At 46.8% G+C, this 26766-nt stretch carries 27 protein-coding genes and 1 tRNA gene; 15 read left to right on the forward strand and 13 right to left on the reverse strand.

Going from position 1 to position 26766, the window contains the following annotated elements; genetic code table 11:
* The first annotated feature begins 2 nt into the window (after positions 1–2).
* The gene (locus tag P2W83_RS12970) at positions 3–1319 is read left to right on the forward strand and encodes a sensor histidine kinase (RefSeq protein WP_276134170.1); all 1317 of its coding nucleotides are present in this window, start codon (positions 3–5) and stop codon (positions 1317–1319) included.
* A 40-nt stretch (positions 1320–1359) separates the two neighbouring features.
* On the opposite strand, the gene P2W83_RS12975 is transcribed toward P2W83_RS12970, so the two are convergent.
* Positions 1360–1432: transfer RNA gene (locus tag P2W83_RS12975), tRNA-Lys, on the reverse strand.
* Between the two features lie 25 nt (positions 1433–1457).
* The gene (mtaB, locus tag P2W83_RS12980; protein ID WP_276134171.1) at positions 1458–2723 is read right to left on the reverse strand and encodes a tRNA (N(6)-L-threonylcarbamoyladenosine(37)-C(2))-methylthiotransferase MtaB; all 1266 of its coding nucleotides are present in this window, start codon (positions 2721–2723) and stop codon (positions 1458–1460) included.
* Positions 2724–2825: 102 nt separating this feature from the next.
* Here mtaB and P2W83_RS12985 point away from each other — a divergent pair, with 102 nt between their 5' ends.
* Positions 2826–3410: a hypothetical protein gene (locus P2W83_RS12985; RefSeq protein WP_276134172.1), complete on the forward strand. Its 585-nt coding sequence runs from the start codon at positions 2826–2828 to the stop codon at positions 3408–3410.
* 71 nt (positions 3411–3481) lie between these two features.
* Positions 3482–4048 (forward strand): hypothetical protein, encoded by a 567-nt coding sequence (locus P2W83_RS12990; RefSeq protein ID WP_276134173.1) that lies wholly within the window; start codon positions 3482–3484, stop codon positions 4046–4048.
* Positions 4049–4110: 62 nt separating this feature from the next.
* Here the strand turns inward: P2W83_RS12990 and P2W83_RS12995 are convergent, their stop codons facing one another.
* Both P2W83_RS12995 and P2W83_RS13000 read right to left on the reverse strand, forming a co-directional pair.
* On the reverse strand, positions 4111–4926 hold the full coding sequence (locus P2W83_RS12995) for a hypothetical protein (protein WP_276134174.1): 816 nt from the start codon (positions 4924–4926) through the stop codon (positions 4111–4113).
* Between the two features lie 73 nt (positions 4927–4999).
* Positions 5000–6175, reverse strand: a complete 1176-nt coding sequence (locus tag P2W83_RS13000) for an AIR synthase related protein (protein ID WP_276134175.1) — start codon at positions 6173–6175, stop codon at positions 5000–5002.
* Positions 6176–6528: 353 nt separating this feature from the next.
* On the opposite strand from P2W83_RS13000, the gene P2W83_RS13005 reads away from it, so the two are divergent.
* From P2W83_RS13005 to P2W83_RS13020, 4 genes are all read left to right on the forward strand, one after another.
* A complete protein-coding gene (locus tag P2W83_RS13005; RefSeq protein WP_276134176.1) occupies positions 6529–7218 on the forward strand; it encodes a hypothetical protein in 690 nt (229 codons plus the stop codon).
* A gap of 309 nt (positions 7219–7527) precedes the next feature.
* Complete coding sequence (locus P2W83_RS13010; protein ID WP_276134177.1) at positions 7528–9105, forward strand: T9SS type B sorting domain-containing protein; 1578 nt, start codon at positions 7528–7530, stop codon at positions 9103–9105.
* 85 nt (positions 9106–9190) lie between these two features.
* Positions 9191–9952, forward strand: a complete 762-nt coding sequence (locus P2W83_RS13015; RefSeq protein ID WP_276134178.1) for a hypothetical protein — start codon at positions 9191–9193, stop codon at positions 9950–9952.
* 589 nt (positions 9953–10541) lie between these two features.
* Positions 10542–11150 (forward strand): hypothetical protein, encoded by a 609-nt coding sequence (locus tag P2W83_RS13020; protein ID WP_276134179.1) that lies wholly within the window; start codon positions 10542–10544, stop codon positions 11148–11150.
* A 171-nt stretch (positions 11151–11321) separates the two neighbouring features.
* On the opposite strand, the gene P2W83_RS13025 is transcribed toward P2W83_RS13020, so the two are convergent.
* Together P2W83_RS13025 and P2W83_RS13030 are read right to left on the reverse strand one after the other, a co-directional pair.
* On the reverse strand, positions 11322–11564 hold the full coding sequence (locus tag P2W83_RS13025) for a hypothetical protein (protein WP_276134180.1): 243 nt from the start codon (positions 11562–11564) through the stop codon (positions 11322–11324).
* A 90-nt stretch (positions 11565–11654) separates the two neighbouring features.
* Positions 11655–13811, reverse strand: coding sequence for an adenylate/guanylate cyclase domain-containing protein (locus tag P2W83_RS13030; protein WP_276134181.1), 2157 nt, complete (start codon positions 13809–13811; stop codon positions 11655–11657).
* A 110-nt stretch (positions 13812–13921) separates the two neighbouring features.
* Between P2W83_RS13030 and P2W83_RS13035 the strand changes: the two genes are divergently transcribed.
* The 3 genes from P2W83_RS13035 (at position 13922) to arr (ending at position 16465) form a co-directional block, all read left to right on the forward strand.
* Positions 13922–14908 (forward strand): hypothetical protein, encoded by a 987-nt coding sequence (locus tag P2W83_RS13035; protein ID WP_276134182.1) that lies wholly within the window; start codon positions 13922–13924, stop codon positions 14906–14908.
* A gap of 162 nt (positions 14909–15070) precedes the next feature.
* Complete coding sequence (locus P2W83_RS13040) at positions 15071–15637, forward strand: hypothetical protein (protein ID WP_276134183.1); 567 nt, start codon at positions 15071–15073, stop codon at positions 15635–15637.
* A 414-nt stretch (positions 15638–16051) separates the two neighbouring features.
* Positions 16052–16465 (forward strand): NAD(+)--rifampin ADP-ribosyltransferase, encoded by a 414-nt coding sequence (gene arr / locus P2W83_RS18690; RefSeq protein WP_420831809.1) that lies wholly within the window; start codon positions 16052–16054, stop codon positions 16463–16465.
* On the opposite strand, the gene P2W83_RS13050 is transcribed toward arr, so the two are convergent.
* Positions 16462–17031, reverse strand: a complete 570-nt coding sequence (locus tag P2W83_RS13050) for a GAF domain-containing protein (RefSeq protein ID WP_276134185.1) — start codon at positions 17029–17031, stop codon at positions 16462–16464. The two genes, arr and P2W83_RS13050, sit on opposite strands and share 4 nt — an antisense overlap.
* Before the next feature lie 167 nt (positions 17032–17198).
* Here P2W83_RS13050 and P2W83_RS13055 point away from each other — a divergent pair, with 167 nt between their 5' ends.
* Positions 17199–17612, forward strand: coding sequence for a PaaI family thioesterase (locus tag P2W83_RS13055; protein WP_276134186.1), 414 nt, complete (start codon positions 17199–17201; stop codon positions 17610–17612).
* A 130-nt stretch (positions 17613–17742) separates the two neighbouring features.
* Positions 17743–18411, forward strand: coding sequence for a ferredoxin reductase domain-containing protein (locus tag P2W83_RS13060; RefSeq protein WP_276134187.1), 669 nt, complete (start codon positions 17743–17745; stop codon positions 18409–18411).
* Positions 18412–18445: 34 nt separating this feature from the next.
* Here the strand turns inward: P2W83_RS13060 and P2W83_RS13065 are convergent, their stop codons facing one another.
* Entirely contained in the window at positions 18446–18775 is a 330-nt protein-coding gene (locus P2W83_RS13065; protein WP_276134188.1) for a hypothetical protein, read from the reverse strand.
* A 100-nt stretch (positions 18776–18875) separates the two neighbouring features.
* On the opposite strand from P2W83_RS13065, the gene P2W83_RS13070 reads away from it, so the two are divergent.
* Entirely contained in the window at positions 18876–19529 is a 654-nt protein-coding gene (locus P2W83_RS13070) for a hypothetical protein (protein WP_276134189.1), read from the forward strand.
* 22 nt (positions 19530–19551) lie between these two features.
* On the opposite strand, the gene P2W83_RS13075 is transcribed toward P2W83_RS13070, so the two are convergent.
* The 3 genes from P2W83_RS13075 to P2W83_RS13085 all read right to left on the reverse strand — a co-directional run bounded on the left by P2W83_RS13075 (position 19552) and on the right by P2W83_RS13085 (position 23482).
* Positions 19552–20844 carry an OprO/OprP family phosphate-selective porin gene (locus P2W83_RS13075; RefSeq protein WP_276134190.1) on the reverse strand — a complete coding sequence of 431 codons (1293 nt, stop codon included), beginning with the start codon at positions 20842–20844 and terminating at the stop codon, positions 19552–19554.
* Positions 20845–20927: 83 nt separating this feature from the next.
* Positions 20928–21998 (reverse strand): type II asparaginase, encoded by a 1071-nt coding sequence (locus P2W83_RS13080; protein ID WP_276134191.1) that lies wholly within the window; start codon positions 21996–21998, stop codon positions 20928–20930.
* 17 nt (positions 21999–22015) lie between these two features.
* Complete coding sequence (locus tag P2W83_RS13085) at positions 22016–23482, reverse strand: aspartate ammonia-lyase (RefSeq protein WP_276134192.1); 1467 nt, start codon at positions 23480–23482, stop codon at positions 22016–22018.
* Positions 23483–24000: 518 nt separating this feature from the next.
* Here P2W83_RS13085 and P2W83_RS13090 point away from each other — a divergent pair.
* Together P2W83_RS13090 and P2W83_RS13095 are read left to right on the forward strand one after the other, a co-directional pair.
* Positions 24001–24165 (forward strand): hypothetical protein, encoded by a 165-nt coding sequence (locus P2W83_RS13090; RefSeq protein WP_276134193.1) that lies wholly within the window; start codon positions 24001–24003, stop codon positions 24163–24165.
* A gap of 111 nt (positions 24166–24276) precedes the next feature.
* A complete protein-coding gene (locus P2W83_RS13095) occupies positions 24277–24876 on the forward strand; it encodes an exosortase/archaeosortase family protein (protein WP_276134194.1) in 600 nt (199 codons plus the stop codon).
* 23 nt (positions 24877–24899) lie between these two features.
* Here the strand turns inward: P2W83_RS13095 and P2W83_RS13100 are convergent, their stop codons facing one another.
* Together P2W83_RS13100 and P2W83_RS13105 are read right to left on the reverse strand one after the other, a co-directional pair.
* Positions 24900–26159, reverse strand: coding sequence for a retropepsin-like aspartic protease (locus P2W83_RS13100; RefSeq protein WP_276134195.1), 1260 nt, complete (start codon positions 26157–26159; stop codon positions 24900–24902).
* Complete coding sequence (locus tag P2W83_RS13105) at positions 26156–26752, reverse strand: GNAT family N-acetyltransferase (RefSeq protein WP_276134196.1); 597 nt, start codon at positions 26750–26752, stop codon at positions 26156–26158. Before P2W83_RS13105 ends, P2W83_RS13100 begins: the two co-directional genes overlap by 4 nt.
* Positions 26753–26766: the final 14 nt, after the last annotated feature.

A 26766-nucleotide genomic window follows, 5' to 3' on the forward strand; every position in this document is an offset into this window, starting at 1 on the left:
GAATGGAATTTTTTGAAGAAGAAATTGCTGCTGTACCTAAGCCGGTAAATAAGATCCTCGTAGTCGATGATCGGGAAGACAACCTCTTCTCGATCGAGACTATTTTAGATAAGGAAGATTATATCATTACCAAGGCGAACTCGGGTAGGGCAGCACTTAAGATATTGTTAAAAGAGCATGACTTCACGCTGATACTGATGGACGTGCAAATGCCGGACCTTAATGGTTTCGAGACGGCAACTCTTATCTATGAGCGCGACAAGCTGAAGCACATACCCATTATATTCATTACGGCCAACGACCATGGAGAAGAGAACATGTTCAAGGGCTACCAGATGGGTGGTGTGGATTATATCTATAAGCCGATCAATCCTGACCTGCTTCGCGCAAAGGTGTCGGTGTATGTTGAGCTCTATAACAAGAACCACCAGCTGATGGCACAGGAGCAAAAGCTCATTGCCGCAAATAAGAACCTGGAGCGCGAGATACTTGAAAGGATCAATTCTGAAGAAAAGGTAAACAGGCTGAACAAGCAATTGATGGAAAACATCAACCAGCTTAAAGTTACCAACGAAGAGCTGGAACGTTTTGCCTATGTGGCTTCTCACGATCTGCAAGAGCCACTCAGGAAGATCATCATTTTCGGCGATCGCCTGGTTGCAAAGTTCAGAGACCCGTTGGGCGATGAAGGGCAGGGCCTTTTGGAAAGAATGATGAAGGCGTCGAACAGGATGCAGTTACTCATTAAGAACTTGCTCGCTTTCTCAAGGTCGGCTACCAACAATAATGACTCCTACCAGGAAACCCCTTTGAATGCATTGCTCGATGGGGTATTATCAGATCTTGAGATACAGATCGAACAGAAACAAGCGGTGTTCCATATCGGTGAGCTGCCTACACTGTACATTATACCCGGCCAATTCAGGCAGTTGTTCCAGAATCTTGTTATCAATGCACTGAAGTTTAGCAAGGAAGACGTACCGCCTGAGATCAATATCTACTCAGAGAAAGTAAAAGGTATGTACTTGAATGACGTGCCTAATGCAGTAATGGACCAGGACTATCATCGCATAATTGTAAAAGACAACGGCATCGGTTTCGATCAGCAGTATGCAGAGCAAATATTCACTGTCTTCAAGCGCCTGCATAGCTTCGATGAATATGAAGGCACAGGCATTGGCCTTTCTATATGCAAGAAGATCATAGATCAATACAACGGTAGCATAAGTGCACAGAGTGCCATAAACGAAGGCGCTACATTTGTAATAACATTGCCTGCAGCGGTCACGGAAAAGGTACCGCAGGCGGTACAGGAATAAAAGTAAAATGCCCCGACATATCGGGGCATTTTACTTTTAGTGATCCTGTAGGGACTCGAACCCTAGACCCGCTGATTAAGAGTCAGCTGCTCTACCAACTGAGCTACAGAATCGGTTGGGAGAGCAAATATAAGTGAACTAAAGTTTCCAGTCAATAAGCTGGTTCACCCATTCGTTTCTAAAATGAGTTTGCACTTTGATGTAGTTATCAGTGTAGCCATCCATCATGCCATTCTTCTCAGCGCTTTCAAACAACACTTTGCGTGTTTGGCCGGTGTGTAGTGATGAGAAGTATTGCATCTTCTGATAAGAAAGGTTGCGCAACACTTTATTACGTTCCTGGCGGATGTGCACAGGTACTACTGGCTTCATGTCGATGGCAAGTGTATTAGCGCGCTCTGAGTAAGTGAAGACGTGCAGGTAAGAAACATCGATATCATGAAGGAAGTCAAATGTTTCTTTGAATTCAGTTTCGCCTTCGCCGGGGAAACCAACGATCACATCTACACCAATGCAGCAATGCGGCATCAGGGTCTTGATCTTTGCTACTCGGTCTGCATAAAGTTCTCTCCTGTATCGACGACGCATCGCACCAAGTATGGTGTTGCTACCGCTTTGCAAAGGGATATGGAAATGCGGCATGAACTTCTTCGACTGGGCTACGAATTCGATGACCTCATCAGTAAGCAGGTTGGGCTCTATTGATGAGATGCGGAAGCGTTCAATGCCGTCTACTTCGTCCAGCGCCTGTACCAGTTCATAGAAGCTTTCTTCACGCTTTTTGCCACCGTCTGTGCCCTTACCGAAATCGCCGAGGTTGATACCTGTAAGTACGATCTCTTTGGTGCCGGTGCGGGCAAGTTCCTGCACATTAGCAAGTACGCCGGTAATGCTATCGCTACGGCTATGCCCGCGTGCTAACGGTATGGTGCAGAAGCTGCAGTTATAATCACAACCGTCCTGCACTTTCAGGAAGGTACGTGTACGGTCGTTGATAGAGTAGGAACTATGAAAGCCGCTTACTTCTTCTATCTCACAGGCGTGCACTTTATCCTGGTTGCCTTTGGTAAGGTCTTGCAGGTGGCGGGCAAGATTGAACTTCTCAGCTGCACCCAACACCAGGTCAACGCCCTCGATCTCAGCTATTTCCTTCGGCTTCAGCTGCGCGTAACAGCCGGTTATCACGACCATGGCCTCTGGTGCACGGCGTTGTATACGGCGCACTATCTGGCGGCATTCTTTATCAGCATTCTCGGTCACCGAGCAGGTGTTGATCACATACACGTCAGCCTCCTCCTCGAAGTCCTTCTTAACAAAGCCATCTGTTTCCAGCATGCGGCTAAGTGTCGATGTTTCGGAGTAGTTGAGCTTGCAGCCCAGTGTATGAAATGCTACGGTTTTCATTTGGGAGGGGCAAAATTACAGATAATTCATGGTTTTGGTTGTATGGGATAAAAATCGTAACTTTATGGTTTATAATATATTACAAAAAACGAGAGAGAGAACGTGAAGAAGACTTATGTGATTTTGGCTGTAGCAGCCATGGGCCTAATGAGTTGCGAGAAACTCCCAAACCTGACCAATTTTGCTAATATTTCCAAGGATTTTACGTACAAGGAAACCATTGATGTGCCCAAAGTAGAGGGATTGCCAGACAGCCTGGGGCCTTTACCTAACGGTGGTATGAGCGCATATTTACCGCCCATGGCTTTTGCAACCAACTCAGAGAAGTACATCAGCGAAAGCGGCAGTGCAATTAACCTGGTAAAAACAGTGACGCTGAAGCAATTAGGGGTAACTATCGTACAGCCGGCTGATAAAAACTTCGATTTCCTGGATACCATACGGGTATATGCTTCGGCTCCCGGGCTAGAGGAACAATTGGTAGCGCATAAATACGGTGTGCCCAAAGGCTTGCAGAAACTGGACCTGGACGTAGAACCTACTATAAACATGAAGGAATACTTCCTGCAGGACACCATGTATGTTCGTTTCGGCGGGTTCTTTAACGCAGTTCCTTCTACCGAAAGCAAGATCGAGCTGAGTACCGTGTATAACATGGTGGCCAACCCGCTGCAGAAGTCGGAATAACCAGTAAAATAAGGTGTTTTCACCTTTGTCATGTAGCTGATCAGTAGTAACTTTGCGACGAATTTATATTTATGAAAAAGTATTATTTGGTACTTGCATTGGCTGCTAGCGGACTGATGAGCTGTGAAAAACTGGAACATCTCGGAGACATTTCCAGGGACTTTACTTATACCGAAACGGTTGAAATGCCGGAGGTTCCGGGTTTGCCTGATATCGATACACTGCCTGAGGGTGGTTTTACCGGTTATGCACCAACAATGGCTATGGCAACAAATTCGAAGCAATACGTTGGTGAAAGCGGAAGCACCCCTGACCTGGTAAAGCATGCTAAAATGACCAAACTGCTGGCTAGCATACTGCAGCCTACAGGAGCAAACTTCGACTTTATGGACACTGTGCGGATGTTTGTGTCTGCCGAGGGACTGGAAGAAAAACTGATAGCGTATAAGTATGGTATACCAAAGGGAACACAGCAACTGGATCTTGATGTAGACTCTGTGAACCTGAAACAGTACTTCCTGAAAGATAGCATGTACATCAGGTTTGGTGGTCACTTTATTGGTGTTCCTGATTCGAACACTAAGGTGGAACTGAAGACCACTTTCAATATGCTGGCTAACCCCCTGAAGAAGAACTAGTGTAGGATCCATAGTATATAATTTAAAAGGCCCTTGCGATTGCAAGGGCCTTTTTCTATTTCTTAAAACCTGTAGCCGACCTTGAAGCCGAACTGCACCAGCGGGCCGTCATTGTTGAAGCCGTTGTCGCTTTCATCGACATAAGGGAAGCCGAGGCCGAACTCAAGACCGAAGTGCAGGTGATCGGTCGGGTTAACGTTCAGTGAGTTGTTCACGATCATGCCGAGCTTGTAGAAGTCGTCGGTAACAAACTGGCTGAAACCATTGTTGAAGGTCTCATACGTTTGGCGGCCAAACGCGTATACCAGGTTAGCTGCTAGGCCATACCTTACCATTCCTTTACCACCTGTAGGGTAGAATTTGATACCCGGCATAAAGTAGTAAGTAGGATCGCTTTCAGGAATGCTGCCATCCAGCCTTTTTACGGCTATAGCCACTGGCAGGTAGAAGCTGATGTAATTGTTCTCTTTGTCCAGTACACGCTCGTAACTGATGCCAAAACCGGCACCTTCGTCAGTAAGCTGCATGGGCGATACGGCGATGATATTGTTGCCGTAATGACACGGGTTTACTGGCTTCTCAACCACTTCATCATCGGTGTGCCTGCCTGGGCGTGGTGGCATTGGTGGGCCGGGGCGACGCGTATTGATCGTTTCGGTCGTGCCATTTTCGTAGGTGATCTTCGTAACGTCTGCCTTGTCGATCACATAGCTGGGCCCATCAGGGTTTGAGAGCTTTTTGTACGAGATGGTCTTCGTGCCTATCTCAACTACTTTACCTTCTACTATAGTACCGTTGCGTTTTTGTATCTGGTCCTGGGCCAGTACAGAGCCGGCCATCAATAGGGCTAAAAGACTTAAAGAACAAGCTTTAATCATAGAGTTGTGAGTTTTAACATTATATCAGCACGTATTATGCCAGTTATTGAAATTACGTTTTTATAATCGGGAATTATTTGCCATACGTGAATTTCCCGTATTCGCTTTCCACAACCACTTCTTTTACGTCCGAAGCTTCTACATGACCGGAGATCTGCGCGTCGATATTGAAGCTGCGGGCTATCTCTACAATGCTTGCCGCCGTTTCTTTATCGGTGTATATCTCGAGGCGCTGGCCCATGTTGAATACCTGGTACATTTCTTTCCAGTCGGTGCCTGCCGATTTCTGTATCATTTTGAACAGCGGCGGAACTGGCAGCAGGTTGTTCTTTACCACGCGCATAGGCCTTGGCAGGTAGTGCAGCACCTTGCTCTGGCCGCCACCACTGCAGTGGATGATGCCGTGTATCTTATCGAAATGCTGTTGCAGCACTTTCAGCACCACAGGCGCATAGGTGCGGGTAGGAGACAGTATCATCTTACCTACGTTCAGCGGTGTTTCGGTAGCATCCAGCAGGCCGTAGTTACCATTATATACCACATCCGAAGGCAGGTTCGGGTCTACACTTTCAGGATATTTGGTAGCGTATTCCTTCTTCAGCAACTCGTGGCGGGCGCTGGTGAGGCCGTTGCTGCCCATACCGCTGTTGTATTCGTCTTCGTAAGTAGCTTGTCCGTAGCTGGCCAGCGATACTACTACATCACCTTCGGTCAGCTTTTCGGTGGTTACCAGCTTGTCGCGGCGCATGCGGGCAGCCATGGTACCGTCTACTATTACGGTGCGTACCACGTCTCCCACATCGGCGGTTTCGCCACCCATCAGGCGTACTTCGATGCCGTGCTGCTGCAGGGTGTCGAAATAAGACTGCGTGCCGTTGATGAGCTCAGAGATCACATCGCCCGGTATCAGGTGCTTGTTGCGGCCAATGGTAGATGAATAAGTGAACGGACCTGTAGCACCTACGCACAGCATGTCGTCAATGTTCATCACGATGGCGTCTATGGCGATGCCTTTCCATACGCTCAGGTCGCCCGTTTCTTTCCAGTACATATAGGCCAGGATAGACTTGGTACCGGCGCCATCGGCGTGCATCAGGTTGCAATAAGCCTCATCGCCGCCCCAGTAGTCGGGGTATATTTTACAGAAGGCGTTGGGGTACAGCCCCATGTCCAGTTTAGATATGGCTTTGTGCACATCTTCTTTCTGGGCCGAAACGCCACGCTGGTTGTATCTGTTGTTATCGCTCATTTGGCGGCAAAACTAAGTTTTTTAGCCGGCAGTTACCAGCGGGAATATGCCTAAAAATGTTGCCGTTTGTTGTCGTTTTGGGGAGGATTTCAGCAGCAACAACTAGTTGGAATGTGCGTCATTTCGCCTTGTATGCTTCTACAGGAGCGGGTTTCGGGGTTATAATGCTGTTTGGGGAAATGGAGATCGTTGTTGCTGGCTGTTGGATAGAGTTTCATGGTGGTTTTTGGTTATGTGAAGGGTGGGGGGATTAGGCTTTTAGTCAGGGTTTAATTTACTACTACAAATATACTTCATTTTGATGAATTTGACAATCTGTTTTTAGTAAATTTGAATAACTAAAACTCTATCACATGTCAACAGGTACTATCTATTTTACCTTTCCCATCGCTATTTTCAAAGACGCCTTTCGCGATATAAAGAAGTGCTGCAACAACGCGTTACTTTATGCAGCTTATGAACTAACAACAGAAATGGAATCCGGTACAGACGAAGAGATGATGGAAGCTGCCGCCGGCGAGTTAGAGATCATTTTCGGTGATTATGAAATTGCTTATGAAGCTGGCGAGGAGCTGTATGATGAACACAATGGCACACCCATGACCAGTATTTCGTCTCAAATTCTGTTTGACTACAAGAATGAGAAGACTGAATTTGAGATAGCCTGCTTTTTGGGGTTTGCAGCGTTTAGATCAATATTGCAGACCAAACCTTACTGCAAAACCAACAAAGCTCATATCCACGCGCGTATGTGCGGGTATGCCTCAGTGAAGACCCTACCGAAAGAGTTGCCCGAAATTGAGCAGAAGTACGCTGCCAGGTATCATATGGACAAGGTGATCAGACATCTTGAACTGAATTGGTACCTCAAGACATTCTCCAACCACACCCGGGGTATATACTTTGGCTTTGACAAGACTAGCCTGGAAGCGCTGGCATTAGTTAATGAGCAGGCAAAGAAGAAAACAAAAGAAGCCCAGTTAAAACAGGCGAAAGCAGATGCCCTGGCTAAAGCAAAGACTAGCCTCAATGGCAGCAAATAGAAAGCATATACACAGCTCACTATCGACGGGAAATTTGAAATTGAGCCGAACTTTTGTTCATTGACCGCAACAAGACCACAGCACCTTAAATAAGTCACTTAAGTAAGACACTAAAAGAAGAAACTTAAGAAAGACATCTACGAATGCGTTTTTCGGTCGAAGAAGTCGGAGTCGTCGATGGTTGGAGGTTTTGTGCCAGTTGAGAGGTGTAACCACAATGGAAGCGACATGCTACTGTCATATTTCTGTTTGCTATAAGTATTGCTTTTTGTTTCAATGTCCGCATATTATATTTGGATTTACTATCCTATGGCCAAATATCTAGCAATGATTTTTCCTTTTTTGCTGTTGAGTAGGGTATTCGTGTGTCTACAACGAATTGCTGCCCGGACTATTGGCGTAATTATTCGACTGCAGTTCGTCATTATCTTATTGACGTCTGGGTTTATTAAAGCCGGAGCGCAAAATCTTGTTTCTAATGCAAGTTTTGAAGAGCATACTGACTGCCCGTCAAAAGCCGGTGATTTGGCGAAATGTCTGGGGTGGGAATCTTATACAGGAGGCAGTCCGGACTATTTTCATGGTTGTGCGTCGAGTGGAATTGCAGGAGTACCTGGAAACGTCGCGGGAACACAGTCCCCTCATGACGGACAAGCATATGCCGGATTTGCTACCTATTCAAAGATCCCTAGTCCTCTATGGTCCGATTATAGGGAGTATATTACTACCAGTATTCAGCCATTAGTTATTGGTGAAATGTACCAAGTGTCGTTGTCTGTTTCTCTCAGTGAAGGCTCCCAATTTGGCTCTAACAACATTGGTGTGTTTTTTTTTGACAAAGGCACCCATTTTATACCTACATATGACTTGGTGAAGGTTAAGCCGCAAATATCTTATTCTTCTAGCGGTGTGATAATGAATACTGTAGATTGGATCAGACTCAATTCCATGTTTATACCTGATTCAGCGTATACAAACATTGTAATTGGCGGCTTTAAACCATCTGATTCTATTTTGGTAGCTGAGCGATATGGAGGTACCGAAATAGCTTACTACTATGTTGATTCAGTTGTTGTGCGAAAAGTGCCAAAATTCAACGAAAGGAAATTGTGCGTCGGCTCGTCAATATCGGTGCCATACGTTGTAAGGGAGGGGGGAGATTTTTCGTCCGACAATATATTCCTTTTGCAATTGTCGGACCCATTCGGTGACTTCGCGAATGCGGTTACTATCGGAAGCGCAAATAGAGAATCTGGTGTGATAGATGGTACTCTGCCTAGTATTTTGCAAACAGGCGGTGGCTACAAAGTGAGGATTGTCTCTACCTCGCCAGAACATACAGTTTGGGTATACGATGACAGCATTCGGATTGATTTTGTCTCCTCCGTCGTTGCTGGAATAAAAGACCTGCCAGACTATAGTGGTGTACAATTAACCGCGGATGCTTCCCCGGGGAGAAGTTACGAATGGACGGGGCCGAACGCTTTTGTTTCAAAGGAACAGTATCCAATTATTGTCAGTCCTACTATCGCAGACAGTGGTATTTATATTGTCACGGCAACAATTGATGGTTGTTTTACTCGGGATACCATAAACTTTGATTTTATAGAGTCTCTAATCGGAGTGCCATCTGCGTTTAGCCCTAATGGTGATAATATAAATGACATCCTATACATTAATAGTTCAAAGAATGTTCAAGAACTGCACCTGAAAATATTTAATCGATGGGGACAAATGGTTTTTGAAACAACAGATATTAAGAAGGGTTGGGATGGCAGGGTTAAGGGGCAAGCACTCGAACCGGAAGTTTTTGGTTATGTGCTTAGCGCAACTCTAATAAATGGGCAGCCCTTCATTACAAAGGGGAATGTTACCCTCATACGATAGAGCTTTTGCGTCAGGGGGAAGGCACCGAGTCTCTATTATTGACACTTGACGAGGACGGAAATGAGTTGCTATCTTTAGAAATTATATGTTAACTGCACGAACTCTTGTACCTGTCATCCTGGCCGGACTATTCGGTTGTAATAGTGGTAACAGATCTTCTGCTAGCAAGGAGATAGAAATAGAGAAAAAAGCAGTTGACAGTGCACCCAGCACCAATGTACGGATAGATCAGCCCACCGACAAAATTCCTGACACTATCAAGAGGTTCAATGTCGACGATTATCCAGTGACCATTGAAATGCTGCGAGACACTAGCAGCAATAATTCTTCTCATAAAATGCAAAGCGGGAAACTATTTTCGTTTGATAAGGCCTGGTTTAGAAACGACTCTATAAATCAGACACTCGTTTTCGAGCTGGCTACTGATTATCATCGATTTGAAACTTTCCATTTTTATAGCAATCAGTTTCCAGCAGACTTGATGAAGCAAATAGGTCTCAATACAGAAGGGGGTGAACTAGCAAATGAACAGCAAAAAATAACGGACTTCAAAGGTTTTGTAAACCAGGCTATTCCTATCAAATCCTCCTATTTCGTGACAAATAAGGGGTTCAAGCTGGGGACCACAAGGCAACAAGCGGTTAATGTGTATGGAAGTCCTGATAAGCAATCCATAGTAGATGGAATTGAAAAGTTGGAGTGGGAGTTCATAGGCGATGAATTGTATACTGAGAAAATCGATCTGAAAGGCAAACCACTTGCAATGAACAGTTTTGGCCACCAGGTTACCATGTATTTTGTAAAAGGGAAATTAACCGCGTTGATCTTGTTTAACGATATACCCTGATAATGCTCCAGCCGTTGTTGGTGTTCTTCACCAACAACGATATAGGTGAGCACTCACATTACACAACATCGTTGGTGAAGAACACACAACGATGGCGGTTAGATTCATTGTGTCCTAGGGTGAGCTTATCGCAAAGGACTCGCCGGTAACCAACTGGCGCGGGTCTTCCGCAGGACGACCCGTGTCTGAAAAGTCCTGCCGGTCTCTGACCGGCATTTGAAATACAACTGCTCAAATGGACGACAGCTGCGTTCAATTTGTAATGAATAGCTGTCAATTATTGACTTCGCACTTCGATAGGTGCAGAATAATATCATCCTGCCGCTGCTCTTTGAATGCCGGTCAGAGACCGGCTGAATTATTTGGACACGAGTGATCCTGCGGAACACTCGCGCCAGCGTATTGAATGTTGGATTGTTGTCTTTGTTTGGGCTGCTTTTTAAATATAACCGAAAGTGCTATATTTATTTTCTCGCCGGTCTCGTGAATAAGCACCCGGCGACATTAAGGCTATTGTGCCGCGGCCTGTGCCAGAACCAGGTAGGGGAAAGAATCAGCAGGAACTTCGCTAATCAACTAATTATAAACAATGAGCGAGAGCATAACACTAAACTATATTGACAAACTGCATCAATCATTACAAAGCGTTGGTCAGGCACTCCACTTAAGTATAAAATGGAACTTTTTTATTTGCCTGTTTTTACTGCTCATTTTTCTGGGAGAGGTGACTCCGGCTAGTAAGATATCAATTGAGGGATTCGATATCGAATTTTCTCTTACGTTATTGACAATGGCCTTGTCATGTATTATAACATGGATGCTGGTGCAGATTTTGGGGCTATCGATTCAGGAATCGGACATAAGAGATTCAATAATCAGACTGTACGCGTCGATTTCTTTTAGCGATGATAGTTTGAACGATAACAACGCCAGCCCGTTGGAATACCCAAGTTACTTAACGATACCATTCCGGCCCAGGGCTTATGGAAAGTCGGCAAAAGCAATTTTGTATTCAAATGTTTTATTGATATTGGCTACGCTATTCATTTTTGTACTTCCCATAGTTACGCAAATTGTAGTGTTAGTAAAACTTTTTGCCAGTCAGGGAGTTAAATGGTGGATTATTGCAGTATTGATCCCGCTAATTTGCATCTCCATAATTACAGTCGTTACTTTTGTAAGAGAATTGTTGCGCTAGAAAATGCTCCCCCTTTGGTTGGGTGTTGTCCCCCGTTGGCGCGAGTATGCCGAAAAGCATCGCAGTAGCGTACTCGTGTCGCGGAACGCATGTGTCATGATACAGGCTCGAGAACGCCGCCCACTTTTCAATGCTGCATTCTCGCGCCAACATATGAAGGCGACAACTATTTTAATCTACCTTACACTCAACACTAACACCGGGCTGGTCGAGATACTGCTCTTGATGGAATTTCTTTTCCTCTTCACATTTCTGCTCCACTTTAGTTCTCGATTTTTTGTATTCGGTTTTTGTAGTGGTTACACTTCCGTGGTCGCTAATGGTACAGTGGCAGGTGAGCGCAGGCCTTGTGCAGGATGCGAAGGTCAGCATACCAATAAGAGCAATGGCGGGGATTGGGCGGCACTTTTTCATTAGATCATTTTACCTGGAGCGCGAAATTAGGGAAAATAAACAACCCGCCCCAGCTCGCCGTAATCGCATTCTGGCGCCAACATAATAGTGTTAGGATGGAGAAGTGACAGTGACTTGCGAATTTGCTACGGGCACAGTCTTTTCAGCGAAATACATGTTCATCAGCCCCTTGTTCTTAGCGTCTATTTCTCCCCGGAAACTGCAGGAGAAGTTATCCTTTACCAGGGCGTAAGTGGTTTCGGAAATGTTTATCCTGCCCGGTTCGCTTTTTTGTTCCATGCGCGCGGCGATATTTACAGCATCGCCCCAGATATCGTATGAGAATTTTTTGATGCCCACAATACCTGCCACCACGCTGCCGGAATTGATACCTATGCGTATGCCGAAGCCGCTGTCGCCCATGGTGGCTTTACGCGCTGCCATAAAATCCCTGATCTCGATAGCAGCATTGATGATATCGGTGGCATGGTGATCATTGGGCGAAGGCAGGCCCGATGCGGCCATGTATGCATCGCCTATTGTCTTTATTTTTTCTATACCGTATTTGCCTATGATGGTATCGAATGCCTTAAAGCAATAATGGAGTTCGGCCACCAGTTCTTCCGGTGTCAGCTTCTCGGCGGTGGTAGTGAAGTTTACAAAATCGGTGAAAAGAATGGTGACGTCGTCGAACCTTTTTGCATCTACGCCGCCCTTTGCTTTTAGCTCTTCCGCCACGTGTTGGGGCAAAATATTCAGCAGCAGGTTTTCGGAGACCTGCTTTTCCTCTTTGATCGTTTCATTTGCCGCGCTGATGATGGCGTTCGATCTTTTTGCGCTGCTATAGTTGCGGTAGATGAGGAATGCCAGTGCCAGCAGTACTGCCACAGCTGCAAACCCGCTATAGCTCATCATGCGCTGTCTTTGCAAGCGGAACGCCGCAATCTTGTCCTCATCGGCCTGCCTGATGCTGTCTGCCGCCTGCCTGCGGTCAAAATCGCCCTGCATGCTGAGCCTGGTAAGCTCTTTGGCTTTATCGGCATTGTATATGCTATCGCGCAGGCCTATGAACTGTTTATACGCTTCAAATGCTTTTTGCGGCTGCCGCATCCCGCTATAGGTTTCGCTGAGTACCTCCCAGGCATTTTTTTCATCGTTCCGGGCCCCGTTTCTTTGGGCCACTGCTATGGCCTGCAACAGGTAACCGGATGCATTACTGTACTGTTTCCTGTAGTTCTCTATTTTGCCCAGCGTGGTATAGGCCCACACCTGTTTAGGTTCATTGTCATGATTCGTTGCTGTTTCGCGCGCCCGGGTGGCGTAGGCGAGGGCTTTTTCGATGTCCTTTTGTTCGAAATAGGCAGTGGCGAGGTTATTCAATACCTCCTCTTCAAAAATGTTGTTTTTTGCATCGGTCAGTGCGGCAAGGAAATATGGAATACTCTCAGCGCTTCTGTTGTTCAGGATATACCAGTTGCCTATACCATTGTTGGCAACTACAGAGATGTCTTTGTCTTTTAAAATACTGTTACCGCTTAACGCTTTATTGTAGTTCGTCAACGCTTTATCATAATCCTTCATTTGGACGTAGATATCGCCAACGTTCAAAAGCAGCATCATTTGCATCATGCGGTATGATGCAGGAATGAGTTTATCTGCCAGGATGGTGTCGTTGAGTATTTTTAGTGATTGTTCATAAGCGTCCAGCGCTTTCGGGTAATTACCAAGTTCGGCGTAAAATTGTCCTTTATTTCCCAGTGTGCCCAGTATCTCGTCCTTGCGAGGTTTGAGTTGTATGATCTTGTCACAATAACCGATGGCTGCTGCATAGTTTCCTTCCAACTGATAGGTAGTCGCTTTGTCGGTATATACGCCTATCAGGCCCTTCTTGTCATTTTTATCGATGGCTATTTGTTCCAGCTGCTGGTAGGTATTCATGGCAGCGGAATAGTCCTTTAAACAATACCTGTACACATCAGCTATTTTGTACAAGCTATTGTAAATACCCGTTCCCCAGTCCAGCTTCTGGGCGAGCGTTAGCGCCCTTTCTCCGTATCCGAGTTTTGCTTTGCAATCCCCGGTTCCGTCCATAGCGGATAATCTTGTCAGCATCATTACTTTCCCGGTGTCTTCGGGGGCAGCTGAAAGGATCTTTTGCAGGGAATCAGTTGTTTTCTGCAGGCCGGGCGATTGGGCAAGAACCGTAGTACCGCAGCCCATAGAGAGTAGCAGAAAAACTACAACCGAACACATCGCCCTTATATGCATGTAAATAAAAATACAAATTATAAAATTTATACAAATAAAAGAGTAGTATTATGCCAGTTAAGTTCTATCTCTTCACACATATACTCCTTTTACACTTAAAACAATTGAAAATGAACCACCAACTGGTAAGAAATGCAGGCGTTATCCTGATGTTCAGCTTCCTGGCTGCATGCACGGGTACGGATACCAAAACCGGCGAGGAAACCAACACGGATACCGTGACAGCAGCACCCAAACCCAAACCTTTCGACGTGCTGGGAATGGTACACAGGGCGGCCAGTGCTCCCGGCGCGGGCCCTGTGCTGCCTATGACCGTGCAGTACGGCATTAAACAAGGAGCTGCCGCGCAATGTAATGCAGGAGCAGGTATTTGCAATGTTACAGGTACAGGTTCGGGTTCGACTATCTGTGATACATTGCAGATAGTAGGCGGCAGCCTCGTGATCACTACGGATAAAGCGTTACTGGATACCGGAGCTGGTGTGCCGGTTTACGACAGCTTCAAAAGATATGGCATGAACGGCGTCGTTAGTTATGGAGCTGGTTTTAATTTTGGCAGGCCGTTAAGCAGGAAGTTGGGTGCTGCGGACACTATATCCATAAAACAAGGAATGCCGATGGTCTTTGCATCCAACGAATCCGAGCCGGGAAAGGTGAAGATCATAACCTACGGGGCTATACGGGGGAACAGTGCCTGCGTCAGCTTCAACAATTGCGCCGGCAATGCATCCAGTTTTTCCCTTTCCCTGGCAGCTGCTGACGCAGACTGCTTAGGCCAGGCATATACCGGTTTCTACGATGCCGGGGATGGTTCTGGTACCGGTACTTTAGTTGTTTATATGAGGACAGATTCAATGCCGGGCCTGGGCGACTGTATGCCGCACCCTGATCCGGGTAGTTTAGCGACTACGTGGTTAAACTTCCAGCTTGCAAGCGACGTGGAGATCAATCCTAACACCACGTCTATTCCCGCTGGTTCGGTGATCTCTGCGGCGCAGAATAATGCGCAGCAACTGGCAATTTATCCTACAGGCTGGTGCATGCTGACCCTGAACGTCACTTTGCCGGGCGGTGATAAAGCGACCACAAAGAAATAGTAACAAAAGCATTCAGATAGTTGGCGCGGTATCTGTTGGTATCGCGCCAATTCGTTTTTGGGGAGGAGAGTAGTTGTTGTCATGAAGGTGATGGCGCCGGGTCCATATTCAGGAGGTTCGGCGAGGATCCAATGGGGATTTAGTCATAATTTCCCGTCAATTATGTCAGCCAAACGATATGAAATACTGCAATCACTGCCGACTTATGGTCCACTGTATGTTCCGATAACTGCAGATGGCGATCCATTTTATTCTGAGGGTTTTGTAGTGCGGTTCTATAAATCTGACGGGACAGATTGGGTGGCAAATTTTCAACCCGGTTGGACGGATTTAAAGGCGGTAATTGAGCTTAAAGATACCCCCAATCTATTAATAGTTGCTTGTGGGAGTTGTTATTTCATGAATCCGAATGATAGGACTCCTATTGATGTTTTTGGGGCAGGGTATTCCAATATTTTGAAGGCAAGCAATGATCGGGTCATCTTGCACGATCCAACGAATTTGACCATTGTTGAATCGGATGGAACTCATTGGTATACTGAACGAATTTCGTGGGATGGTTTAGAAGATCTGAGAGTTGAAGGCAATAAAGTGGTGGGACTGTCATTCGATCCAACGAATGATGCGGACGAGTGGGTTGAGTTTTCCTATGATCTTGACGCGAAAATTCTGGAGGGTGGAAGTTATCACAGATACGATAACAAGAAACCGTGGTGGAAAATATGGTAACCTAAGCCGATATAAAGATTCTTTTCTTCCCCGCGAATACGAAGTAAATTGCGCTTCAATAATAAACCACACAAAAACATCAACATGGAATTCAATCCCGCCAACCCGATCGTTCAACTCTGCCTGCAAGGCATGGGCATGGAAGAAAATGGCAACCTAGAAGAAGCAGGCAGGATCTTCCTGCAGGCATGGAACGAAGCAACTAATGATTTCGAAAAATTTCTTGCTGCTTATTATGTAGCCCGGGTGCAAAGCAACGTTGCAGACAAATTGAAATGGTACGAGACGGCTTTGCAGCTGGCATTAAAGTTAAATGACGACGCCGTTAAGGCAGCTTTCCCTGCGCTGTATGCGAATATTGCCCGGTGTTATGGAGCACTCGGCGACGTTGACAATGCAAAAAAGAACCAGGAATTGGCCATTTCATTCAGAGATAATCCTTCTGACAACGGCCCCTTCTATCATGGCACGAGAGCTGACCTGCAGGTTGGTGATCTGCTGACGCCCGGTCGCGAGTCGAACTATAAAGCGGAGTTCCTGATGAATCATATCTACTTCACAGCCCTCGTTAATGGTGCGGGTCTTGCTGCTGCTTTAGCAAAAGGCGAGGGGAGTGAACGTGTGTACATTGTAGAACCAACCGGCATTTTTGAAAACGACCCTAACGTTACCGACAAGAAATTCCCCGGTAATCCAACACGTTCTTATCGTACCCTTGCGCCATTAAAGGTCGTGGGCGAAGCAACGGATTGGGTGAGACAAACACCTGAGCAGATAGCAAAATGGAAGGAAAAGCTGGCCAATTCTACAGGCGAGATCATTAACTAGCGCGTCGTTGTGCGCTCAATGAGCCCCGCTGCCTGGCTTACCAGTATGTCGAGCATATCCAGCTGGTGTTGCGACGGTGTGTGCGGATAAGCCCAGTGTGTAGACACCATACCGAGAAGTTTTCCAGCTTCTGAATATACAGGTGTGCTTTGCGCAGCGTATACGCCGCCATCAATGAATACAGACAGCGTTGGTGAATTCTGCATGAACTCCGCGGTACGGTAATCGGGTACGATCACGCGCCTGCGTGTTCTTAATACCTCGCCGCAAGAGCTGTCTGTATAGTGGTACACCCATTCCCAGTATTCCTCTGCCTCGGGTGTAAATCCGTGTGCTGCAACTATGCGCAGTTTGCCAAAGCTGCCAGGTTCGGGGTAGAGTAATTGCATAGTGGCAAACTGTGAGCCCATTATGGCAACGGCTGCGTCAACAATTTTTTTATATAGGATCGTTGGTTCTAGTTCACTGTGGAGCTCAACACCAAGTCTATCCAACAGTGCTGTATCGTGCTGGTTGCTAATTTCTTCTGACGGCCCATTTGCTGGTTTGATATTTGCTTCACTCATGACTAAAGACAATCGTCTATAAATGTATCAAATTAATGCCAGTACAGCTGCTACTCTGCGAGAACAAATAATGGCTGGACATACAAAAGAAAAAGAGGTATGCGTAGCGCTTTGATGCCCATCTTAAAAAACTCTTTAACTAACACATTAAATAGTGCTTAAACGGTATGGGACTATACGAACAAATCAAGGAGAGTTTTGACAAGCAGGGTTTAATGCACTCCCTGAATGCCCACCTGGCGAGTGTTCAGGACGGCGAGGTTAAGGTGGCTTGTGAATTTTCGGCCGGGGTAACACAGCAGGACGGCTACTTTCATGGTGGTGCCATCACCAGCATACTGGACAGTGCCTGTGGTTATGCTGCCTGGACAAAGATCCCCGAAGGCAAAGAGGTCCTGACTGTGGAGTTCAAGGTCAATTTCATCAAGGCTGCAAAAGCAAACAAAATTGTTGCTGTAGGAAAAGTGATCCATGCGGGAAAGACACTGATGTTTTGCGAAGGGGAGGTCTTTGATGAAACCGAAACAACGGTTCTTGCAAAGATGTCGACAACTATGATCGTGATCGCAAAGTCTGTCTGAAATAATTACATGGATCGGGTAAAAAAATCTGCCAGCGATTGTAACCTTCCGGAAGTTGCAATAATCAAACTAAAGACGACCAATGAAAAAGTCATACTTTAGACGGCGCAACTGATCGAATAAAGCATTTATGGAAGAGCACATAGTTAAGATACTAAGCACAGAGTACCTGACGCATAATGTGAAACGTATCAAGGTGGAGAAACCCGAAGGCTACAGCTTTATTCCCGGCCAGGCTACGTGGGTGGCGATCAATAAGCCGGAATGTAAACATGATGTCAGGCCATTTTCATTTACATCGCTGAACGCATGGCCGGAGCTGGAATTCACCATCAAAATATACCGTGAGCATCACGGCGTAACTGCGCAAATAGAGAAACTACAAAAGGGAGATGAACTGATCATACACCATGCATTTGGTGTAATTAGTTACAAAGAACCCGGCGTGTTTATTGCGGCAGGGGCGGGCATCACACCTTTCCTCGCTATACTCCGGCAGTTGAAAGAAGACGATAAGCTGGCAGGCAATTCTCTTATCTTCTCCAACATGACGGTGGATGATATTATTCTTTTGGAGGAGCTGAATGAGATATTAGCGAAAGATCTGCATATAGTGCTGACGAGAGAGGGCGTAATAGGTTTTCACGATTTACGTATCAGCGAAGACTACCTGATTGATACAATAAGAAATTTTAGCCAGCATTTTTATATCTGTGGACCTTCACAGTTTGTGAAAGATATGCAGGGCATGCTCCTTAACCTGGGGGCGAAAGCGGATACAATTATTTTTGAAAAGTAGGTGATGTTCGTTGTTTGAAGTGTGCCATTCCCGGTCACGCGCTCCTCGGTATCTTATACATGGTGAAGTATAAAGGCATATTCAGGACTACAGGTAGCGTTATCAGCACCTGGTCGAAGAAGCCGTCAATTTCTTCTTTGCGCATCTTCGGCTCCACTGCACGGAAAACGGCTTTGGCTTCTTCCAATGAAGCGACAGGAAAGAATGGGGCGATAGGATCATCCGGAATGTCATTTAGCAGCTCGAAAGTCACTCGGTAATCCAGCCTGAATGAGCCGTCGCCATTGTCTATGGCGATATTCTGGTAGTCCACGTCGTTGTCGTAATGCAGGCTCATAGCTTCAACAATTTCATTGAAGTCCATAGTCAAAGTTTGCATGAAAATATCAAAATTCTGTTTTTTTAATAGTCTATTGGTATAGTTTTTAATATGTAGCCACTATATCATCTCAAAATATTGCTACATGAAAACAAAAACACTTGTAATCATTGCTATTGCATTTTTTGTCGCTGGCAATTTATATGCCCAGGATAAGAAATCGGGTACCATGCACCACATGTCTATGGGCAATGCCGGCAAACATTCTAAAGCCGGTGAGTTGCGAACGGCTATGCGGAAACTGTGGGAGGACCATATAACGTGGACAAGAAACGTAATCTGCTGCCTGGTAGATGATCTGCCCGGCAAAGACGAAGCATTGAAGCGACTGTTACAAAACCAGGATGATATTGGGAATGCAGTGAAACCGTTTTATGGAAATGAAGCCGGCAATAAGCTGACTGCATTATTGCACGATCACATCACCATCTCCGCCGACGTAGTACTTGCTGCCAAGGCAGGGAACGATGCCAAGCTAAATGATGCAAATAAGAGGTGGACTGCTAATGCCGATGAAATTTCTGCCTTCCTGAGTGGGGCAAATCCTAACTGGCCGCTAAATGACATGAAGGCAATGATGCGTGACCACCTGAAGCTGACAACGGACGAAGCCGTTGCGCGAATTAAGAAAGACTACTCAGCCGATGTAAGGGCCTATGATAAAGTGCACGATGAGATATTGCAAATGGCCGATATGCTTACCAACGGTATCGCAATGCAATTTCCGGATAAGTTTTAGGGTTGTTGGATTGCAGTTGCGGCTATAGCTGCAACTGCACCCGTCCCTGGAAGAAATGGGTATTGCCAATGAGATTGAAACGGTCAAGCTGGCCAAAGCCATAAGCAAATTCAAACCGCACGTTGTCGGTAGCATGCCAGTTGATCATAGGCGTGATGCGCCAGAATTTGCCGCCGTTAATTTTAGCGTCATCCAGGTCGATATAAGACAGGCGTAACACAGCTTCGATGGCCCCGAAACCACCCCCGAAAAGTGGTCTGTCTGGCAGTATGCCTTTAAAGAAGCCACCAACGGTGTTGTATTCGCGGGTTTCTCCGGTGATCAACCAGGTGGCCACGATATCGCCTCCATGAAAAACGGGATTGCCTTTCTCAGGAGCATTGACGCTTTCAAACCAATATTCGGAACCGAACAACCAGGGGCCTTTACGATAGTAGATCTCGTATCCGTACATGAACGTGTTGAATGCGTGCATTTTTTTGGTGTCAACAAAATAAGGCGCGATCCATGCCTCAGGTCTTGATCTTAGCTGCAGTGTGTCTTCATCTGGTTGCCCATATCGAAGGTTGATGCCTGTATGAAAGACAGTTTTCGTTTCTTCAGACAATATAGGCAACCACATGATCCTGGCCACGCCTTGCTGGTGATAGCTTGAAAAAGCCTGATCTTTATTGAACTTATCGTTGAAGTAACCGAGGTTCCACAGAATATTAGGCCCCTTTAGATGCCCCAGCCATTTGATACCATCGCCGAGGATAGGAACCGTCGCGTCGCTCATGGTAGCACGTTCCATGGTCCAGCCTGCATAACCCACCATTACCTTGTTTAGCGAGAAACCCTCCTTGGTACGCCCGATAAAGAAGTTACCCCATAGCTCCGGTACTTCTATCATCAACCCTGTTTCGCGGAATAACCAGGTCTTTGTGGGGGCATCGTACATAATACCCACAGAATAGGTAACGTCATGATTGCCCTTGCCTTTGCCCAGCCGGCCTTTGAACGTGAAGCGCCAGTCGCGCAGTTTAGTATTATAGCCGAGGTCGAATTGTTGCTTGCTATTAGCGTCCTGGACATAATCAGCAATATCCTCGAGAAAACCGCCGCCAACCCTGATAGAAAAATACCTACCCTGGTATTCATTAAAGCGCACCAGCTGCCTCCTGGGTTCTACCACATCTTGTTCATCGCCAGCTTCCATTTTGTTGACCAGCGTAGAGTCGTGGTGCACCACGGTTGTGCTGTCTTGCGCCAATACGTGGCCCGTCGCCACGAGTGCGATCAAACAAGAAATGCAGATAACGAGGCGATAAAACATGCTGAGGATTTTCGATGGGAATGAAATACTGACCTTTCTGCTTACGCTTCCAGGCCAGTATTCCGGGTATTTGGTCGTACCTGCTAGTATTCTTTAAATATGCGCTGAATGTCCTTTGCGCTACGTTGTTGTAACAAAGCCAGCCCCAGCAGTATTCTCGATTTTTGCGGGTTGAGTTCGTAAGAGGCAATGGTGCCAATATCGTCATCGTCTACTTCCACGTCGCGGCTTACATCACCTGTGGCCACGCGTGTACTGCGCACTACCACCACGCCTTTTTTTACCGCGCGTTTGCTGGCTTCAAGGGCAGCTTTAGACATGTTACCATTACCCACACCGGCCAGTACTATGCCTTTGGCACCTTTCTCAACAGAACAATCGATAAGGTCGGGCGCCATGTCGGCATCAACATATATGATGTCAACCCGTGGTATTTTGCTAACGCCATCTACCGAGAACTCGCTGTTTGGTCCCCACCTTTTATGAGGCGTACGGTAGAAACGATTGTCGCCATAGTTAGTGGCGCCTATCAGGCCGCGCAGTGGTGACTGGAAAGTTTCGACGGCCGTGGTGCTGGTCTTAATAATGCTCTGTGCTGAATGTATCTCGTCATTCATCACCACCATTACCCCATGGCCTACTGCATCAGGGTCGGCAGCTACTGCTATACCATTATACAGGTTCAGTGGTCCGTCGGCACTCATCGCAGTACTCGGGCGCATAGAACCCACCAGTACAACTGGTCGTTCTGTTTTTACCACCAGGTTCAGGAAGTAAGCTGTTTCTTCTATCACGTCGGTACCATGGGTGATAACAATGCCCTCCGCTCCGCCGTCGCGGGTTAGTTCGTTGACACGTTTGGCTACTTTCATCATGATGTCAAACGTCATGTCTTGCGAGCCCACATTGGAGATCTGCTCACCTGTAACGTTCGCGATCTTCTTGGCATCGGGTACGGCGTTGAGCATGGCATCTACACCCAGCTGTCCTGAGCTGTAGCCGGCTTGTGTACTGCTGGCAGCAGTACCGGCAATGGTTCCGCCTGTAGCCAGTAAGACCACATCAGGCAGGTTTGCTTTTCGTTGTGCTTCGGCCATTGTCAGCGGCAGGGTAGCTGCTATAAAGGCTACGAAGCAGAGCTTTAGTTTTCTCATGTTGATGGTATTGAATGTTATTTTTTAATGTCGGTTGGAGCGGTCATTTTAGCAGGATCCATAAAATCCTTCATTTGCTGGTCGTTCAGCAGGTGCTTTTCTTTCACGAGTTCAATGATGCCCTTGTCTGTTTGCAGGGCTTCTTTGGCTAGCTCAGTGGTTTTATCATAACCCAGTATGGGGTTTAGCGCAGTAACTGTACCTACGCTACGTTCCATATAATGTTTCAGCGTTTTTTCGTTTGCGGTGATACCCTCGATACATTGCTTACGGAACAAAGGCATTGTTTTGAAGAACAAGCCCTGTGATTCAAAGATGGCTACTGCCACCACTGGTTCATAAGCATTCAATTGTAACAGACCGTCCTGCGAGGCAAATGCTACAGTCACATCATTGCCTATAGCTTTGAAGCATACCTCGTTCATCAGTTCTGGCATTACAGGATTCACCTTGCCTGGCATGATAGAAGAACCCGGTTGCAACGCTGGCAGGTTGATCTCGAAGATACCCGCACGCGGGCCAGTAGCGAGGAATATGAGGTCGCTGGATATCTTGGATAGTGTGATTGCCAGGTTCTTCAGCGCAGCACTGTACATCACAAATGCCTGCATGCTGGAGGTTGCAGCGATCAGGTCATGGCTGAGCACCATAGGTTTGCCTGTGATCTTGGCCAGGTGTACCGCTACTTTTTCTGCATAGCCCGGTGATGCAGTGATACCGGTACCGATAGCAGTCGCACCCATATTCTCTTCATATAAATAGGCTTCTGATTTTATCAATGCGTCAATGGCGCCGTCCAGTTGGTTGCCAAAGCCGTGGAATTCCTGGCCCAGTGTCATAGGCACAGCATCCTGTCCTTCCGTGCGACCCATCTTCAGCAGGTTCTTGAATTGTTCACCTTTTTTGTGGAAAGCAGCGGAAAGTTCCTTTGCCTGTTGCACCACTTTGTCATTGTGCAGCAGCATGGCCACGTGGAGGGTGGTAGGGTACACGTCGTTGGTAGACTGGCCCATGTTCAGGTCGTCGTGAGGTTCTATAGAATGGTAGTCTCCTTTCTTTTTGCCGCTGAGTTCCAGGGCGATATTGGCAAGTACCTCATTGGCATTCATGTTGGCGGAAGTACCCGCGCCACCCTGGTAGAGGTCTACCAGGAACTGGTCGTGGTATTCACCTGCCATAACAGCCATACAGGCTTTCTCAATGGCCATAAGCTTTTCCTTGCTCATGCGGCCCACCTCGGCATTGGCGCGTGCGGCTGCCATTTTCACCATGGCATAAGCCCTCACATAGTCGGGATAGAACTTCGTAGTAACGCCGCTCACCTGGAAGTTCTCCAGGGCTCTGGCTGTCTGTACTCCGTAATAGGCATCTGCAGGAATTTGTTTTTCGCCCAGGAGGTCTTTTTCGGTACGTGTTTGGGCGTAAATGGCATGACCCCACATAGTCGCAGCTGCGATCATGACGAGCGTTGATCTAAATTTCATGGTGTAGATGTTTTAGTGGCCCACACGTATGCAGGTCGTTTATGCCGCGGCAATAAAAGGATGCCTGTAGCTGGTTTAACTTCTGCTGTTCCCCTTAATAGTGAGCAAAGAGGCCCGTTTAAGGTCGGGCCGTTGCCAATATTTGTAAAAATTGGTGTCTGAAACGGTGCTGTAACGCGTCAAACCGACTCCCGGCATTTAGTCCCTATACTAAAATGTTTGTCTAGTCATTTCAATTTCTACAAACCGGGGTTAGAAACTGATGAATAAAATTTGCGGATATGGCACGTGGCTGATTACTAACCCCTTTGCAATCGGTAGTTAATTCAAAAACTGTGGAAGGAAGGCCAACAATCTTTAATTGGCAAACGGTTTTATGAATGTTGCCCGAAGACAGGCCCAAATGTTTGGAGACCCCCTGTACGCCAACGTACCTTCGAATTGCAGAGCGTGCTACCCGCAAATGCAGGAAGTCAACCGCTCTACATTAGCCCCTTGGCCTTAACCACCACGAAAACATGTTACGTCTCTTACAACCATCACTTACCGAGTTTACCGGAAAATTTGACGGGACCTTATCACCCTCTGCCAGTAAAATGGCCGAGCACGGAATGGGCTGCAAACGCAGCATCATTGTAAGCCTTCGGGCGGGGATATGGGTATCGTTCCTTTCCCCGGCATAGACATAACAGGCAAAGCCCAGAATGGCGCCGGGCTATTGCCAGTTATGAAAATGCGCTGCTCCCGTCAAATTTCCTTTTGTAAGCGGTGGTTCAACGAGTTAAACGAGCAGAATGTATAAAACCCTAAAGATATTATCCTCAATGCCCCCGCGGGCTTTGGCACAAAAGCTGCTTAAGGACCGTATTGCGTTTTTTCTGCTGAAGTTTGCGGTAATATTCGGGCTGCTGTATGGCCTGAACTTTGGCATTATCGCCCTTTCTATTCCCGGTGGCTTGTATAGCGAATGGGTGGCAGAACACCTTCGCTATGCCGATTTTTTAAGAACAGAACTGATACAGGCTTCATCCAATCTGCTGACATTCTTTGGCTACCAGAATCTGTACGATGCGGCCAGTTTGCAAATACCGGGGGTTGTTAAGATAAAGGTGGCTTATGTGTGCATGGGCTTTGGGCTGGTTTCTTTTTGCTGGGCCTTTGTCGCGGCCTATCCGCAGTCGCTGGCTAAGAAGATCATTTACATTGCAATAGGCACCCTTGCCATCATTATCCTCAATATTCTACGCATAGTGGGGTTGGCCGTTATTACTGCTAAAGATGCGTTTGAATTCAGTCTTATCGATCACCATACAACGTTCAATATCATTGTATACATCTTCCTTTTCCTGTTGCTGATGCGGATGGTGAACCGCGAAACAGGCTCTGGCCGCTAAGGTTTAGTAACCTCAAATACCTGTTATTTAAAGTCCACGTACATGTGCTCGAAGTTAATAGCCATCTCATCGAACTGGCTGATAACGTCTTGTCCCATATTGCCATACACCGATCCGGAGCGGGAGATGTCTTCAGGGTAGGTATAAACGGCAATGTCTTTAAGGTTCACTATGTCGTCGCCCACGTGCAGCCTGAACCTGTCGAGCACGAAAACCGGCATATACCTGCCGCCACCGGCACTCACCAGCTTGCGACGGTCGCTGCGGCCGTAGGTGGTAATGCGGTCTTTGTACTTAGCAAAATAGTTGCTGTACAGGTCTGTTTGCGCCGCGCCTGTATCAAATTTCAGGATCAGTGTTTCGTTTTTGTCGTTTTTTGTCTGTACCAACGGTGTGAGTTGGTTCAATGCCATGTTTTGCACCCGGGTATTGTCGGGCGTACGGGATACGGAGATAGTGCCTTCGCGGGAAATGCGGATCTCTTTAAGTGCGCTGATCACCGGGAAGCCGATAATGCCCTTTATGGTAAAACGTATTTGCGGGAAGTAGAGTTTGTCATCGGGCATCACAATAAAGACGACGTTCCTAATAAGTGCACTGCCTATTTGCAACGAGTCCGCAACAGCAAGTCCGGACGTTATCTTCTGGCCTTGTCCACCTATCACATCAATACGGGTATCGAGGGGACGAAGCCTGAGTTTCTGAGCATAGGTTTCTGAAATGGTAGAAATATTAGCGCCCGTATCGAAAATAAACTCCTCTTCATCGCTATTGTTAACCTTCACTGGTATCTCCCACAGGTTTACCTGGTTGCGCTTAAAGGGCAGGGTAAAGCTTTCACCATAAAAAACGGTTTGAGGTGGCACATCTTTCAGCGACCCCCAGATGTTCCGGGAATTGAGCAACGCAGGCCGGCTGTCGTTGTGGATCTTGGTGAGCAGATTGTTCCCGATATTGGCTGCCCGTCCATACTGGTAGGTCTTTACGTAAGAATCCATTAGCATCTGCTCCATCAAAACGGTTTGATTGTCCGTCCATGTTCCCTGGTGCAGTTGCAAAAATGAATCGACGCGGGCAATTGCCAGGTCGTTGCGGTTGAAGGCGTTATCAACAAATGCCGAATAGTAAAGCCTTGTTGCAGCATCAAGAGTAGCATTGCGTTTTGCAAGCTGGTCTCTTAGACTGAAGTAATCGGCATTGTCGAGGTCTATTTGTAGCTGGCTATCTTGTGCATAGGCAATGTTCGCGAAGAGAAAGAGTGCAGTAAGAATGTAGGTTTTCATGACTTAGGGGATTTTATTCGATCATGCAGCAGGCGCTTTACTTGTTCCCATTCGGTGTTGATGATGCTGTATACAGCAGTGTTGCGGATGCTGCCGTTGTCGCGTATACGTTCATTCCTAAGTATTCCTTCAAATTTCGCGCCCAGGCGTTCTACAGCGGCACGACTGCGCACGTTCTGCTCATGTACCTGGAATTGAACACGTACGCAGCTAAGTGCTTCGAAAGCATGAGTTAGCAGCAGTGATTTGCACGCCACATTATGCCCGCTTCCCCAATATTCGGGCGCGTACCAGGTCCAGCCTATCTCTAGTTTGCGATGTGCGGGATACATGTTGTAAAACCGTGTGCTGCCAATGATCTTCCCGGTAGTGTTGTCGAATACGGTGAACGGGTACTCTTCCCCCATTGTTTTCCGGAGCACGGCACTTCGCAGTTCATTCCGAAAGGCATCGCTGTCGAGGCCATTGAAGCTGAGGTATTTCCATATCCGTGGATCCCGTGCAGCCTGCAGCAGTCCATCGAAATGGCTGCTCTCCAGCGGCAAGAGTTTTACTACCTCGTTTTCGAGTATTACCGGGTGTTGTAGCCACATAAAAAAGCCGGCAC

The organism is Polluticoccus soli, from assembly GCF_029269745.1.
In the GTDB taxonomy this organism is placed as follows: domain Bacteria; phylum Bacteroidota; class Bacteroidia; order Chitinophagales; family Chitinophagaceae; genus Polluticoccus; species Polluticoccus soli.